The organism is Bradyrhizobium sp. BRP56 (assembly GCF_020194035.1).
GTDB lineage: Bacteria > Pseudomonadota > Alphaproteobacteria > Rhizobiales > Xanthobacteraceae > Bradyrhizobium > Bradyrhizobium australafricanum.
This window is the reverse complement of record NZ_JADYVV010000113.1, coordinates 1-15,150: the sequence shown is the minus strand read 5'-3', so window position 1 is coordinate 15,150 and position 15,150 is coordinate 1. Positions and strand designations below refer to the sequence as shown.

Below are 15,150 nucleotides of genomic sequence, written 5' to 3'. Positions count from 1 at the left end.
CCGCAGACCAACGGCCTCGTCGAACGCTTCAACCGGCGTATCGCCGAAGCCATTGGCCGCGAACAAAAGCGCGGCAGCGCCCGGCGGACCTTCATCGACCATGCCGATCGCGACGCCTTCATCGCCAAGTTCGTCCACGACTACAACCGGACGCGCCTCAAATGCCTCGGCTACCAGGCCCCGATCCAGGCCGTTGCTAAACTCACGGGACTAAACACTTTCGCAGGGGCGACAGCCGGCAAGAAACACGCGCAGCATTCGCGCCCGGCGAACCCGCCATTGCCAAACCTCGCATTGACCTCATTGCCGTGGCCGGGCACAGCGTGCGGGCGGTGTCATTGAACGGTCGCAAGAGCCGAAGGGGATACCGCCACATCGAATTTTGCAGTGCAGCAATGGTGCAATTGGCCCCTGCTAAAGGGGCAATGGCAATCGTCTTTGCTTGTCTGTAATGGTGCGACCGGATGTCTCGGGGCCGGTATTCGCGCTCCGCAATTACGCGGGAGGAAACATGCGTAAACTCATATTGGCTGCGGCGTCGATCGCGGCTTTGACCTTTGTCGGGCCTGCGGCGGCGCAGTCGCCGATCGTTCTCAAATTCAGCCACGTGGTGGCCTCGGATACGCCGAAGGGCAAGGCGGCCGACAAGTTCAAGGAACTCGCCGAGAAGTACACCGGCGGCAAGGTGAAGGTCGAGGTCTATCCGAATTCGACCCTTTACAAGGACAAGGAAGAGCTCGAGGCGCTGCAGCTCGGCGCGGTGCAGATGCTGGCACCGTCGAACTCGAAGTTCGGCCCGATCGGCATCAAGGAATTCGAAGTCTTCGATCTGCCCTACATCCTGCCCGACCTGAAGTCGCTGCGGAAGGTCACCGACGGCCCGCTCGGCGCCCAGCTGCTCAAGAAGCTGGATTCCAAGGGCATGACCGGTCTCGCCTACTGGGACAACGGCTTCAAGCAGATGAGTGCGAACAAGAAGCTGGTCGCGCCCGCCGACTACAAGGGGCTCAAGTTCCGCATCCAGTCGTCGAAGGTGCTGGAAGCCCAGTTCCGCGCGCTCGGCGCGATCCCGCAGGTGATGGCATTCTCCGACGTCTACCAGGCGCTGCAGACCGGCGTGGTCGACGGCCAGGAGAACACCTGGTCGAACATCTACACCCAGAAAATGCATGAGGTGCAGAAGTACGCCACCGTCACCAATCACGGCTACATCGGCTACGTCGTGGTCGTGAACAAGAAGTTCTGGGACGGCCTGCCGGTCGATATCCGCGAGCAGCTCTCCAAGGCGATGAAGGAAGCCACCGAGTTCGGCAACAGCCAGTCGGCCAAGGAAAACGACGACGCGCTCGCCGAGATCAAGAAGGCCGGCAAGACCGAGATCGTCGCGTTGACGCCGGAGCAGGACGAGGCGATGCGCAAGGCAATGATGCCGGTCTACAAGGACGTGGCCTCGCGCGTCGGCCAGCCGCTGATCGACGAATTCCTCAAGGAAACCGGCCGCAGCCCGATGAACTAGCTGCGATGCTTCGCCGCTGAGGCGATGCCAGACGAGCTCCCTCTCCCCGTTCTTGCGGGGAGAGGGTTGGGGTGAGGGGCCTTCTCCGCGAACGCGGCTCCAGATGCGCTCGCGGAAGCTCCCCCTCACCGGGAAATTCAAGCTGCGCTTGAATTTCGACCTCTCCCCGCGCGCGGGGCGAGGTGGATCGGAGGCAGCTCCGATCGACAGCAACAGTCACGCGGGACTTGAACCGCAAACATAGTGAACGCCGCGGCCGCGTGAGGTCGCGGCCAGGGTGCCGTGGCCGGTTGCCGCATCAGGCCATGACAGGGGAGATCAATGCTGCTTAAAATTCTGGACCGGCTCGAGGAAATCATCATCGCGAGCCTGATGGGGGCCGCGACGCTGCTGACCTTCGTCACGGTCGTGCACCGCTTTCTGGTCGACGTTCCCGTGCTCTATCCGTACCTGTTCGGCATTAATCTCGCCTGGTCGCAGGAACTCTGCATCTACATGTTCATCTGGATGGCGAAGTTCGGCGCCGCCTATGGCGTGCGCGCCGGCGTCCATGTCGGCGTCGACGTCCTGATCAACCGCCTCAACGATTTCTGGCGCAAGCGCACCATCACCTTCGGCCTGCTCGGCGGCGCGCTGTTCACCGGGATCGTCGGCACCATGGGCGCCAAATTCGTGTTCGAATTGATGCATACCGACCAGGTCTCGCCGGATCTCGAGATCCCGAGCTGGATCGTCTACGCCTGCATCCCGCTCGGCTCCTATCTGATGTGCTTCCGCTTCCTGCAGGTGTGCTGGAATTACTGGTGGACCGACGACCTGCCGCACCATGACGCCTCCCATGTCGATGGCGTCGAGACCAGCAAGACCGCGCCCGTCGCGCTTGGAGAAGCGTGATGAGCGCCGCACTTATTTTCGGACTGCTGTTTGCCCTGATGCTGACGGGCATGCCGATCTCGATTTCGCTCGGCCTGACCGTGCTCACCTTCCTGTTCACCATGACCGAGGTGCCGATCGAGAGCGTCGGCCTGAAGCTGTTTTCGGGCCTCGACAATTTCGGCATCATGGCGATCCCGTTCTTCATCCTGGCGGGCACCTTCCTGACCCGCGGCGGCGTCGCGCGGCGCATGATCGCGTTCACCACCTCGCTGGTCGGGCATCTGCCCGGCGGCCTTGGGCTGGCCGGCGTCGCGGCCTGCGCGATGTTCGCGGCGATCTCGGGCTCGAGCGTCGCCACCGTGGTTGCGATCGGCTCGATCATGATGCCGGCGATGGTCGATCACGGCTATCCGAAGCGGTTCGGCGTCGGCGTGATCTCGACCTCGGGCGCTCTCGGCATCCTGGTGCCGCCCTCGATCATCCTGGTGCTCTACGGCGTCTCCACCAACACCTCGATCGGCGCGCTGTTCATGGCCGGCATCGTGCCGGGCGTCGTGCTCGCGCTGATGCTGGCGGCGGTGACTTTCTTCGTCGCGCAGCGCAACGGCTATCCGAAGATGCCGCGCGCGACCATCGGCCAGCAGTTCACGGCGTTCCGCGAAAGCATCTGGGGCCTGCTGCTGATCGCGATCGTGCTCGGCGGCATCTATGGCGGCATCTTCACGCCGACCGAAGCCGCCGCGGTCGCCGCGACCTACGCCTTCTTCATCACCGTATTCGTCTACAAGGAGCTGAAGCTCTCCGAGGTGCCGAAGGTGCTGCTGCAGGCGGCGAGCATGAGCTCGATGCTGCTCTACATCATCACCAACGCGGTGCTGTTCTCGTTCCTGATGACGCACGAGCAGATCCCGCAGGAGATGGCGGCCTGGATCATCGACAAGAACTTCTCGGTCTGGATGTTCCTGCTCGTCGTCAACATCATCCTGCTGCTCGCCGGCAACGTGATGGATCCGTCGTCGATCCTTTTGATCATGGCGCCGATCCTGTTTCCGCTGGCGACCAAGCTCGGCGTGCACCCGGTGCATCTCGGCATCCTGATGATCGTCAACACCGAGGTCGGGCTGTGCCACCCGCCGGTCGGGCTCAACCTCTACATCGCGAGCAGTATCGCCAAGATGGGCATCAGCGAGATCACCATCTCGGTGTTGCCGTGGCTGTGCGCGATGCTGGTGTTCCTCGGCCTGATCACCTACGTGCCGGAGATCTCGCTGTGGCTGCCGCGCTTGCTCGGAATGATCTAGCGCAAACGACAGACATCCAAAGCGCGACCTCGCGCCTTGGATGTTTCTGCGGTGCAATGAAAGCGGATTACATCTTGGTAACAGAGCTCTCTCTGTCCAATCCGTAAGTTGAAGGCGCGAGCGGGCGGCATCATCTTCGAGCAACCTTCAAAGGAGGTTCGTATGAAGAAAGTTCTGCTCGCCGGCATCGCGGCGCTCACGATTGCCGGTTCGACCGCGGTCTATGCCCAGCATCGTCCCTGGTTCCACGGCCATATGCGGATGAGCCCCGAGGATCGGGCCGCCTTCCTCGACGCGCGGATCGCCGCCGTCCACGCCGGGCTGAAGCTCAACGCCGATCAGGAGAAGCTGTGGCCGCCGGTCGAGGCGGCGGTGCGCGACTTCGCCAAGATGCGGCTCGATCGCGCCAATGCGCGGATGGCCGCCGAGAAGACCGATGCGGACAAGTCGCAGAAGCCGGATGATCCGATCGCCCGTCTGCGCGAGCGCGCCGGCAACATGGCGGCGACCGCAAAGTCGCTGACGAAGATCGCCGATGCCGCCGACCCGCTCTACAAGACGCTCGACGACAACCAGAAGCGGCGGCTGAGCATGCTGACCCATATGGAAGGGCGCGGCTTCGGCGCCGAAGGCTGGCGCCGCCACCGCCTCGAGCGCGGCATGGACCGCTGGGAGCGCGGCGGCCGCGGCTTCGATCACGACCGTTTCGACCACGACGACGGCCCTGATCAGGAGCGCTCCGGCCGGCTCTGAGCGCCGTCCGCCGGCACCCTCGCCAAGTCTATGAAAGGCCGCCGGATTCCGGCGGCCTTTCGGTTGTCAGAAAGTCGGGAAAACTTGCTTGAGCTTGCTGGACATCGGGGAATCGCTTTGCTAAACGACCGCTCTCTTGCGAGGGTCATTTCCGGACAAGTTCCGGGCGCATAGCTCAGTTGGTAGAGCAGCTGACTCTTAATCAGCGGGTCCCAGGTTCGAGCCCTGGTGCGCCCACCAAGCTTTTCAATAGCTTAGGTTAGCCCTCGTAGTTGTCATTCCGACAAATGGCCGCGTCTATTCCAACAAACCGGCTGCTTTTGTTCGCTCCTCGCGGCGCTTCCGGGTCCCCGAGATCAGCTGTTTACGGGTCCGCTTTGCATAGATCGGCAATTGCTGTGCAGACCTGTGGCGGCCGGCTGCGCGCAGTTCCGCGTCGGTCAGGTCGCTGTCGGCGCCCTCGGTGAAGCCGCCGTGGCGGAACGAGGTGAATGAAAGCTCGGATCGAATGCCGGCCGCGGCGACGACGTCCTTCACGACGCTGCGCAGGTAGCGGAGGTCCTTGCGCTCAGTTATCCACGGTGGCGGAGTACGCGACTTGCGGTGCGCGCGATCGCGCCTGAAGACCAGACCCGAAACCGTGACCTGCTTGATGGCATCGAGCTCGGCCACCAGTTCGGGGAAAAGTGATTCGCCCCGATCATCGAAAAGCGGCCACCAGGCTTCCTCGCCGTTCTTCGGATGCACGATCTTCACGCTATTGGGCCGCTCCTTGGGGCGGTAGTGCGAAATCTCAAAAGCTCCGAAGACATGCTCCTCGCGCTGCAACCACTCCGTCAGCCCGTGAGACCGCCAGCTGTCGAAGGCCGGCAGAAGAACGTACTCGGCGCGCTCTACGGCCGCATTGTAGTTCTCACCGAGTGCCTCCGCCTTAACGTGACACCCTTGCGTACGTGCCCACGTTGGAGGCTCGAAGAAGTAGGCCCATCGGCCGTTGCGCAACGGCTTTCGCCTGCAATACCGAGCAATCTCAGAGCGGTCTTGGGAGGCTTCATACTAGCGCCCGAAGAAAGCCTGCGCGAGCGCGACGACTTACAGGCCGACGTTCCGCTGGCCGCGGCGGTGTCCCGCCTGCAGGCGAGGGCCCCGCCGGGCACCCTTGCGGCCGAAGCATGCGACGGTCGGGGCTTCGGTGGGTGTTGCCCCAAGTAAGCGTTTCGAGCATCTGCGCGATGAGCACCATGCCCAACCTCTCATGACCCAATTCCCTGGCATTCTCCCGCGAGCAAAATCAATCGCATCTGACGGAGCGAATGATCGGGTCAGTTTTGCGCAAAATGCGCGCAATAGGTCTTGAATATTGCGCGATATGAGCATATACGGCCACCGTTTGCTCGTTTTTATAGCAAAACGCGCAAAATGATCGGAAGTGCGCGGTGTGCGGGAGGACAACAGAAATGCAGGTTCCAATTAAGCGGGCGATCGAGAGCGTGCCGGGCGGGATGATGGTGGTCCCTCTGTTGGTCGGGGCGCTGATTGCGACCTTCTTTCCCGATACCCCGAAGTTTTTTGGCTCCTTCACCGGCGCACTGTTCTCTGGCGCGCTGACAATTCTCGCCGTGTTCTACGTTTGCATGGGCGCGAGCATCGACTTCCGCGCGACCCCCTATATTGTGAAGAAGGGCGGCACGCTGCTGATCGTGAAGGTTGGCGTGGCCGTTGTCCTCGGCCTGATCTTCGGCCGCATTTTGGGAGAGACGCCGGTCGCAGCTGGCATGTTCGCGGGTGTCTCGACGCTCGCGATCGTCGCCGCCATGAACGACACCAATGGCGGTCTCTATATGGCGTTGATGGGCCAATATGGACGTCCGCGTGACGTCGGCGCCTATACCGTCATGTCGCTGGAGAGCGGTCCTTTCCTCACCATGATCACTTTGGGCGTCGCCGGCCTCTCGGCATTTCCATGGCAGACCCTCGTGGGTGCTATCCTGCCTCTGGTGGTGGGTATGATCATCGGCAATCTCGACAGAGAGATGCGCGACTTCCTGAGCCGCGCGGTGCCTGTGATGATCCCGTTCTTCGCCTTCGCGCTCGGCGCCGGCCTCGATCTGTCGAAGGTTTGGCAGGCCGGCCTGCTCGGCCTCGGCATGGGAGTGGCCGTGGTGGTTGTGACCGGCATCCCGCTGTTCCTCGCCGATCGCATCACTGGCGGGAATGGTGTCGCGGGTGTTGCGGCGGCCTCGACGGCCGGTAATGCGGCGGCCGTCCCGGCGATTGTCGCCGCGGCGAATCCAGCCTATGCGGACGCGGCGCGGCCGGCGACTATCCTCGTCGCGGCGTGCGTCGTGGTTACCGCAATCCTCGTGCCGATCGTCACCGCCTGGACAGCCCGCGTTGTTGGTCGCGACGTCGAGGAGCCTGCAGAAGAGAACAACGTGGCTTCTGCCGGCAAGATGCCCCCCGCGGCGCGCTCGGTTGTCACTGAGGCAAGTCACTGAGGCAAAGTCACTGAAGCAGGTCGCTGAAGATGGCCCCTAAAGCGTTTTCGAGCGAAGTGGATACCGGTTCGCGTCAAGAAAACGCGTCAAGCCAAAGCTGGCTGATCGTCGCTGACGATCTCACCGGTGCCGCGGACTGTGCGATCGCCTTCGGCAGAAGGGGGCGTGCGGCTGCGGTGACGTGGGGTGAGGTGACCGACGCGTCGGGCTACCAGCTGCCTGTCCTGGCCTACGATGCCGCGAGTCGAGGCCTTTCGGCCGAGGCCGCTGCAGCCCGCCATGCCGATGTGCTGGCGCGCCTTTGCGAAGACGGACGTATTCTTTTCAAGAAGATTGACTCGACGCTGCGGGGGCAACCTGCAGCGGAGACTGCCGCCGCGCTTGCGCATCTCAAGTCACGGTCGGGTCCGGCCCTTGGCGTGTTCGCGCCGGCCTTTCCGGCCACCGGCCGGACCACCATCGACGGGCGTATCCTGGTCAGAGGCCGCCCCCTCGAGGAGGCCGAGGTCTGGCACCGCGACCACACCTACCCGAATGCCGATCTTGTCGACGTTCTCGCGACCGCGGGCGTTCGCGGTGAGAAGGTCAAGCTCGCTGCCGTGCGCGGTGGCGATCTCAAAGCCACCTTCGCGAGGCTCGCCTGGGAGGGCGACGTGGTCGCGGCCTGCGACGCCGAGACTGAACACGATCTGCGTTTGATCGCGGAGGCGAGCCTGCATGCATCGCCCGCAACCTTCTTCATCGGCAGCGCCGGCCTCGCGCATGCGCTGGCCGGCCTCGAAGTCAGCCATGCCGTCGAGCCGCTGCGCATTCCCACGAGCGCATCCGGCACCCTGATCGTGGTGGGCTCGCTCGCCGGCGCATCTCGCGCCGCCGCGCGCGAGCTGGAGGCGACCGGCACCGTGGCGCATTTCCCGGTCGCGCCGGAAACGCTGCTCAACGATGGTGCCGGCCGGGCGGCGCTCGCCGCGGACGTGATGAAACGACTTGCCGGCGGCGGCGATACACTGGTTGAGATCATGATGGATGATCACCCCGACATGTCGCTCGGCCCGCAGCTCGCCAAGGGGCTCGCCGACGCTCTTGAGGCCGTCGCACCCGCGATCGGCGCCTTCGCTGCGACCGGCGGCGAAACCGCCGCGGCGATGCTGTCGCGCTTCGGTGTCAACGGTATCCGTCTTGCCGACGAAATCGAGCCGGGCGTGTCGCTCGGCCTTACTCTTGGCCGATTGTCTGTTCCGATCGCCACCAAAGCGGGCGCGTTCGGTGACGAGAACAGCCTCATCCGCATCCGCGAGCGGCTTCGCGCCGTCCGAACCAGAGGAAGTTTCATATGACTCGTCCGACCATTGCGATCACCATGGGAGATCCGGCCGGTATCGGGCCCGAGGTGATCATGAAAGCGCTGGCGCAGCCGCGGGTGCGGGCGATCTGCAATGCGCTGGTGATCGGCGACTCCAACCGTCTGCGCAAGGCCGGTCAGATCGTCGGCGTGCCGTTTGAGGTCGATGCGTTGAGCGACGCGCAGCAGGCGAATTTTGCGTCGAAGGCCGTGCAGTGCGTTGACCTGAAGCTGGTGCCGGACGATCTGCCGTTCGGCAAGGTGTCGGCGACGGCAGGTGAGGCGGCATATCGCTACATCGAGAAAGCCGTGCAGGTGGTGCAGGCAGGGCTCGCGCAGGGCATCTGCACCGCGCCGCTTTCCAAGGAAGCGCTGCATGCGGCCGGCCACAAATATCCCGGCCATACCGAGCTCCTGGCGCATCTGACCGGCACGCCGGAAGTATCGATGATGCTGGTGTCGCCGAAACTCCGCGTCATTCACGTGACCACGCATATCGGCCTGCTCGATGCGATCGAGAAGATCGAGCCCGGCCTCGTCGAGCGTGTCATCGCGCGCGGGCATGACGTGCTGGTGCGCGCCGGCGTCGCCAATCCGAAGATCGGCGTCTGCGCCATTAATCCGCATGCCGGCGAGAACGGGTTGTTCGGTCGCGGCGAGGAAGCCGCGAAGATCGCGCCGGCCGTGGAAGCCTGTCAGCGCAAGGGCTGGGACGTGCACGGCCCCCTGCCTGCCGACACGCTGTTCTTCCTGGCCGGCCGCGGCGACTACGACATGGTGGTCGCGATGTATCACGATCAGGGCCATGGACCCATCAAGGTGCTGGGGCTGGAAGCCGGTGTGAACATCACTGTTGGTCTGCCGGTGATCCGCACCTCGGTCGATCACGGGACCGCCTTCGACATCGCGGGCAAGGGCATCGCCGACGAGCGCAGCCTGATCGAAGCGCTGCGGCAGGCGGTCGATCTCGCGCCGAAGAAGGCGGCTTGAGGGGCTGCGCGGGCTCCTCAGGATGAGGAGCGAGATGCGCGTTAAGCGCTGACATTGCGCGGCCGATGCATCGTGGTATCCATCGGCCGTGCCGCGAAGCCGATACGGTCGAGCTCGGCTGACGGCAATGAATCCGGGGGCTGAGGTTCGATGTCGATGCGTAGCAAGGAGCGTCACGCTCGTCTGTTGGAAGCACTGAACGCGGGAGAGATCGATGTCGACGATCTCGCGCGGCGCTTCGACGTCTCCGCTTCCACCGTGCGGCGCGACTTGCAGCATCTTTCCAAGAACAATGCCGTGCGCCGCACCTATGGCGGCGCCATTCTCACCGCCCACGCGAACGAGACGACGCTCGAGCAGCGCCTCGCGATCCAGGGCAAACAGAAGCAGGCGATCGCGCGCGCGGCGATCGATCTGATCGAGGATGGCGACACACTGATTCTGGATGCCGGCTCGACGGTCGCAGCCTTCGGCCGACTGCTGCAGCATCAGCGGCTGCGCATCATCACCAACAATCTTGCGCTGCTGCCCTTCTTCGCCAAGGCTCCGAGCATAGAGCTTGTGGTGCTGGGCGGCGCGCTGCGCACCACCAGCATGAGCACCATGGGGCCGCTCGCCAATGAGGCGCTGCGGCGCATGACCGCGGACCGCGCCGTCATGAGCGCCGACGGCGTGGTGAATGGCCGTGGCCTGTGCGAAGCGGATCTCGAACAGGTCGCACTGAAGTCGCTGATGATGCAGCAGTCGAAGGAAGTCATCGTTCTCGCCGACGCCAGCAAGCTCGGCCGCGCCGAACAGATGGCCTGGGCGCCGCTGCCGCCGCGCTGGACTCTAGTGACTGATGTCGGCGCATCTGAGGAGCAGTGCAAGCGTCTCGCCGATGCGGGAGCGCGCGTGATCGTTGCCGGCGTTCGCTGAGCCGGCATCGCGATTTTTCGCGTGATCGGAGAAAAATATCGACCGAGGCGGGGTTGCGGTAAGGAATCGCTGAACCGGGGCGCAATGCCGTCAACTTGAATCGCCATATGCTAGGTGGCGATCACCAAACGAGGTTCGCCATGGCGTGCAAGTCTTGGAGTGGTTCGTGGAACGGCACTTGGATCAGCTCTTGGATCAGCCGGCTTGGCGCGCCGCTCGTCGCTTTTGTTTTGACCGTCGCGCCGTTGGCTTCGCCGGTGCACGCCGTTGAGGACGCTCGCAAGGTGAGCGTGGTGTCGTTCGGCCTTTTCGGCGATCAGGGCGTGTTTAGAAGCGAGGCGACCGGCGCAGCACAGGTCGTAGCGGGTCGTTTCGGGAGCGGCCCAGTCAACGTGCAATTCAATTCGAAGAAAGGCGGAGGTGCAACGATTGAAGGCCTGGCTAAGTCCTTGCAGGCGGCGGCCAATGGGATGGACGCCGAGAATGATGTTCTGTTCTTGATTCTCACCTCGCACGGCTCCCCCGACGGGCTTGCAATCAAAGCCGGGCGGCTTACGCAAACGCTCACGCCGTCCCATCTCGCCGCCATGCTGGCGCGGACCGGCATGCGATACAAGGTGGTGGTCATCTCTGCCTGTTATTCCGGGGTCTTTATCCCTCGTCTCGCGAACCCCGATACGTTGGTCATCACCGCGGCCGATGCCGACCATTCATCGTTCGGCTGTCGGGACAAAGCCAAGTGGACCTACTTCGGCAACGCCTTTTTCAACGTCGCACTCCGGCAAGCCAGAAGCCTGAAGAACGCCTTTGTTGTTGCACGCTCGCTCGTCCAGCAGCGAGAACTGCGCGCTCGCTTCGAGCCGTCGAATCCCCTGATGGCAGGCGGCGCAAACGTGCAGCCGTTGCTCATTGCGCGTCCTTGAGGACCGGCCGCGTTTGCGGCCGGCGCCTGTGGGTGCCGTCAACCTCGTCCATGTTGATCTGGTCACCGCATCGCGCCGCATGTCTGCTACTGGCCCCTCAGCGGACTTGATTGGCGTTATGGCTGACTTCCGCTTTGCCGGAGATAGCCGACTTCACCGCCAAAGGGAGAGACTGCTTCTGTCGGTGCCTCTCCGTCGGCCGAAGGCGAGGATCGTGGATGGCACTGTCGCGTCCACTCATCAGCAGGTGAGCTTGCCTGACGCCGTTGCGAACTTTGGTGTGAACGAAAACAGCACGTATCTGGTGCGGTTTCTGGTGCGGTCGTCGCGCTGCGGGCAACGAGAACGAAGTAAGCTATTGATCTCATTGGCGGGCCCGGCAGGACTCGAACCTGCAACCAGACCGTTATGAGCGGTGGGACAATCGTCGCCGCTGTTAAGTTTCCTGCCTTTTCGTCGAATTCGACCACGTTCGCCACCCTTCGCGCGGGTTGTTATTGGCGCGAAACTGGTGCGGATTGTCTGTAGTCGAATCTTGGACCGGGACGTTGCGTTCTGTAGGTGATAACGTGAGAACGCACTCAAGCCCAGCGATTGACGGCAAGCGACCTCCATACGGCAGCGTGCCGGCAGATCGCCGCGGCCGGCCAAGGTCAGCCTCGTAATGCAGGCTATGGGAAGTAATCAAAAGCGGTTCATGACAAGCCAGGCGAAACATAACGTGAGTTTCTGGGAGCGTCTAAAGACAGAGGCATCTGCTGAGTGGCGCGCCTACACCGAGCATCCCTTCACGAACGGATTGGCAGACGGCTCGCTCGCCGAACCGGCATTTCGTTATTATCTTGCTCAGGATTACTTGTTCCTCATCGAGTTCGCGCGCGCCTACGCGCTCTCGGTCTACAAATCGCCCAAGCTTGCCGACATGCGTGAAGCAGCGGCCGGTCTTTCGGCCATCCTTGATGTCGAGATGAACCTTCATGTGACACTCTGTGCCGGTTGGGGTCTGTCCCCAAGCGACCTTGAACAGACCCCTCCGGCGGCCGAGATGCTAGCCTATACTCGCTACGTGCTGGATGCTGGAATGCGCGGCGATCTGCTGGCACTCAAGGTGGCGCTGGCCCCATGCGTGATCGGGTACGCGGAGATCGCGAAGCGGCTGGCTGCACAACCCGATGCGAACGCTGCGACGAACCCCTATCGCGTGTGGATTGCCGAGTACGCTGGCGCGCCATACCAAGAGGTCGCGGCGAAAGCGGGAGCACACTTGGAACGTCTCGCTGATCTCTACGCCACCCCGGCCCGCGAGGCTGAGCTGATTGCGATCTTCAAGGAAGCTACTCGTCTCGAGGCAGACTTCTGGGAGATGGGCTGGCGCGCGGGCCAGCGTGTCGAATAGCGCTTCGGAAATTGTCAGGCTTATAACCTGAAGGTCATCGGTTCAAATTTGTTGGCAAAGCTATCCGCAGATTTGGTCTCAACTGGGCTCTCTTTGATCATTTTGGACACTTGGCCACGCTGAAGAGCACGGGTGGTCCCGAAATGCACTTTGCAGTGCGGCTCGGCTTTGCAACGCTTTGAAATCGTAGCAAATGCGAACGCTCCGACCTGTCTCCGATGACGTTCGCGTCATCGGATCCGGGGCCGAATCGGCCACGGGGAGCTGAATCAAAATCAATCGCGGATGGCAGGCCTCAAGTGCCGACCATCATCTTTCGTGGCATCGCCACACCACGGTGCATCTCAACAACGGTGACCGGAGCATCCATCGGTCCGCCAAAAGCGGGTGTCCGACAACGAAGGTACTTAGCGGACGAGTACCGCACGGCCGATACCCCCACCTGTGAACTTCCTGACGACGCGCCAATGTTGGCTATGAACCTTCAGCTGCTGCTAGTCGATCAACGGTGATGTCCACATCAGGTGCCTGTAGCTCACGTCTTGGTTGCCTCGCTATTTGGCCGCTTGCCCTTCATCCCAACGTTGGCATCACGTACTCCGCGCCACTGTGAATACCGGTCGGCCAGCGCGTCGTAATTGTCTTCAACCTGGTATAGAACCGCACGCCTTCTGGTCCGTGCATGTGGTGATCGCCGAACAGGGAGGCTTTCCAGCCACCAAATGAATGGAAAGCCATCGGAACAGGAATCGGCACATTGATGCCGACCATCCCGACCTGGATCTGGTTGGCAAACTCGCGTGCCGCGTCGCCGTCGCGCGTAAAGATCGCGGTGCCATTGCCGAACTGGTGCGCGTTGATCAGGGCGGCGGCCTCGTCATAAGACGAGGCGCGTACGACCGTTAGGACCGGTCCGAATATCTCTTCGCGGTAGATCGTCATATCGGATGTGACGCGATCGAACAGTGTGCCGCCGGTGAAGTAGCCTTTCTCGTAACCCTGGCGGCGAAATTCACGACCATCCACCAGCAGCGTCGCACCTTCGGCGACGCCGGCATCAATGTAGCCTCGTACCTTGTCGCGATGTTGCTGGCTGACAAGCGGACCCATCTCGCTCTCCGGGTCCATGCCTGGACCGATGTTCAACGCATGAATCCGGGGTACGAGCTTTTCGATCAAGGTCTTTGCCGTCGTCTCGCCGACAGGGACCGCAACCGAAATCGCCATGCAGCGTTCGCCGGCCGAGCCGTAGGCCGCGCCCATGAGCGCGTCGACAGCCTGGTCCATGTCGGCATCCGGCATGATGATCATATGGTTCTTGGCACCGCCCAGGGCCTGGCAGCGCTTTCCGTGCAGAGTTGCAGTTTCGTGGATCGATCGTGCGACAGGTGTCGAGCCAACGAAGCTGACCGCTGCGACATCAGGATGCGTCAACAGCGCGTCGACCGCTTGCTTGTCGCCGTGAACGACGTTGAACACGCCGTCCGGCAGCCCGGCCTCTTTCAACCATTGCGCCAGGAGGATGGACGCGGAGGGAACCTTCTCGGAGGGTTTCAGGATGAATGTGTTGCCGCAGGCAAGTGCCACCGGAAACATCCACATCGGAACCATCGCCGGGAAATTGAACGGCGTGATGCCCGCGACGACCCCGAGCGGCTGGCGCAACGAATGACTGTCGACGCGCGTGCCGACGTTCTCGGTGATCTCGCCCTTCAAAAGCTGTGGCGCGCCGGTGGCAAACTCCACGACTTCCATTCCGCGCTGTACTTCCCCCTTTGCGTCGGAAAAAACCTTGCCATGCTCTGACGTGATCACGGCCGCGAGCTCATCGAGCCGTTCCTCGAGGATACGGAGGAAACGATTGAGGATGCGCGCGCGCCGCAGCGGCGGAGACTTGGCCCAGTCGGGAAAGGCGGTCCGTGCGGCCGCGACCGCCGAAGCGACCTCGTCGGCGCCGGCAAGCGGCACGGTCCCGGATTGCTCGCCTGTCGCAGGATTGTAGATCGGCGCGGCACGGCCGTGCAAAGACGTGACCGGGGCGCCATTGATGAAATGCGGAACGGGATGGGTCATTTGCGGAGTCTCCTCGATGAAACGAATGGCGGCTAGGCGATGCGGGACCGATGCGCGTCGTCGAGCACCATGCTGGCGCCCTTGCGCGCGATCATTGCGGTTGGGGTGTTGGTATTTCCCGATGTGATGGTGGGCATGATCGAGGCGTCGATGACCCGGAGCCCGTCGATGCCTCGCATGCGAAGGCGCGCGTCAAGCGGCGACAGCGGATCCGCCTCGGGCCCCATCTTGATGGTGCCGACCGGATGGAAGATGGTCGTGCCAATGTCGCCGGCAGCGTGTGCGAGTGACACGTCATCGTCGGCGACGTACGGGCCGGGCAGAAATTCCTCGGGTGCGTAACGAGCGAGCGCCGGCTGGCGCATCAGCGTGCGGGTGACCCGAATGGCATCTGCCGCGACGAGCCGGTCCTCGGGCGTAGCAAGATAGTTTGGCGCGGTGTGCTGCAGAGCATGAAGGAGGTGAATAACCGAATTTGATGTGTACAGCTTTATGAGAGATGGGGGTTGGCCCTCCTGCATCGGCGTTCCAGCCGCAGATGCAAAACCACGACACTGTGGCTTC

General features: G+C 62.7%; 14 protein-coding genes and 1 tRNA gene. 12 read left to right on the top strand and 3 right to left on the bottom strand.

The annotated features are described in order from the left end of the window. The 6 genes from I6F38_RS41690 to I6F38_RS41665 all read left to right on the top strand — a co-directional run. Positions 1-342 (top strand): integrase core domain-containing protein (locus tag I6F38_RS41690; RefSeq protein ID WP_225164479.1); only part of this gene is annotated, 342 nt, incomplete at its 5' end. Between the two features lie 169 nt (positions 343-511). Beyond that, a complete protein-coding gene (locus I6F38_RS41685; protein ID WP_225164478.1) occupies positions 512-1,516 on the top strand; it encodes a TRAP transporter substrate-binding protein in 1,005 nt (334 codons plus the stop codon). 321 nt (positions 1,517-1,837) lie between these two features. Then, positions 1,838-2,410 (top strand): TRAP transporter small permease, encoded by a 573-nt coding sequence (locus I6F38_RS41680; RefSeq protein WP_057020631.1) that lies wholly within the window; start codon positions 1,838-1,840, stop codon positions 2,408-2,410. Then, on the top strand, positions 2,410-3,693 hold the full coding sequence (locus I6F38_RS41675; protein ID WP_076834271.1) for a TRAP transporter large permease subunit: 1,284 nt from the start codon (positions 2,410-2,412) through the stop codon (positions 3,691-3,693). The genes I6F38_RS41680 and I6F38_RS41675 overlap by 1 nt, the downstream gene beginning before the upstream one ends. 162 nt (positions 3,694-3,855) lie before the next feature. Then, positions 3,856-4,446, top strand: coding sequence for a Spy/CpxP family protein refolding chaperone (locus I6F38_RS41670; RefSeq protein ID WP_225164477.1), 591 nt, complete (start codon positions 3,856-3,858; stop codon positions 4,444-4,446). Between the two features lie 164 nt (positions 4,447-4,610). Beyond that, positions 4,611-4,686 (top strand) — tRNA-Lys (locus tag I6F38_RS41665). Positions 4,687-4,743: 57 nt separating this feature from the next. Here I6F38_RS41665 and I6F38_RS41660 read toward each other — a convergent pair. Further along, positions 4,744-5,448: a hypothetical protein gene (locus I6F38_RS41660; protein WP_225164476.1), complete on the bottom strand. Its 705-nt coding sequence runs from the start codon at positions 5,446-5,448 to the stop codon at positions 4,744-4,746. Positions 5,449-5,903: 455 nt separating this feature from the next. On the opposite strand from I6F38_RS41660, the gene I6F38_RS41655 reads away from it, so the two are divergent. The 6 genes from I6F38_RS41655 to tenA all read left to right on the top strand — a co-directional run bounded on the left by I6F38_RS41655 (position 5,904) and on the right by tenA (position 12,513). Then, complete coding sequence (locus I6F38_RS41655; protein ID WP_225164475.1) at positions 5,904-6,944, top strand: 2-keto-3-deoxygluconate permease; 1,041 nt, start codon at positions 5,904-5,906, stop codon at positions 6,942-6,944. Positions 6,945-6,973: 29 nt separating this feature from the next. After that, a complete protein-coding gene (locus tag I6F38_RS41650; RefSeq protein WP_225164474.1) occupies positions 6,974-8,281 on the top strand; it encodes a four-carbon acid sugar kinase family protein in 1,308 nt (435 codons plus the stop codon). Continuing rightward, positions 8,278-9,276 carry a 4-hydroxythreonine-4-phosphate dehydrogenase PdxA gene (pdxA, locus tag I6F38_RS41645; protein ID WP_225164473.1) on the top strand — a complete coding sequence of 333 codons (999 nt, stop codon included), beginning with the start codon at positions 8,278-8,280 and terminating at the stop codon, positions 9,274-9,276. The genes I6F38_RS41650 and pdxA overlap by 4 nt, the downstream gene beginning before the upstream one ends. A 150-nt stretch (positions 9,277-9,426) precedes the next feature. Continuing rightward, positions 9,427-10,194, top strand: coding sequence for a DeoR/GlpR family DNA-binding transcription regulator (locus I6F38_RS41640; protein ID WP_225164472.1), 768 nt, complete (start codon positions 9,427-9,429; stop codon positions 10,192-10,194). Between the two features lie 140 nt (positions 10,195-10,334). After that, positions 10,335-11,117 carry a C13 family peptidase gene (locus tag I6F38_RS41635; protein ID WP_225164471.1) on the top strand — a complete coding sequence of 261 codons (783 nt, stop codon included), beginning with the start codon at positions 10,335-10,337 and terminating at the stop codon, positions 11,115-11,117. Between the two features lie 721 nt (positions 11,118-11,838). Beyond that, positions 11,839-12,513: a thiaminase II gene (tenA, locus tag I6F38_RS41630; RefSeq protein WP_092083090.1), complete on the top strand. Its 675-nt coding sequence runs from the start codon at positions 11,839-11,841 to the stop codon at positions 12,511-12,513. A 573-nt stretch (positions 12,514-13,086) separates the two neighbouring features. Here the strand turns inward: tenA and I6F38_RS41625 are convergent. Together I6F38_RS41625 and I6F38_RS41620 are read right to left on the bottom strand one after the other, a co-directional pair. After that, positions 13,087-14,586 carry a CoA-acylating methylmalonate-semialdehyde dehydrogenase gene (locus I6F38_RS41625; protein WP_225164470.1) on the bottom strand — a complete coding sequence of 500 codons (1,500 nt, stop codon included), beginning with the start codon at positions 14,584-14,586 and terminating at the stop codon, positions 13,087-13,089. Between the two features lie 32 nt (positions 14,587-14,618). Further along, positions 14,619-15,150, bottom strand: a 532-nt coding sequence (locus I6F38_RS41620; RefSeq protein WP_249794487.1) for a GMC oxidoreductase, incomplete at its 5' end; no start/stop codon positions are given.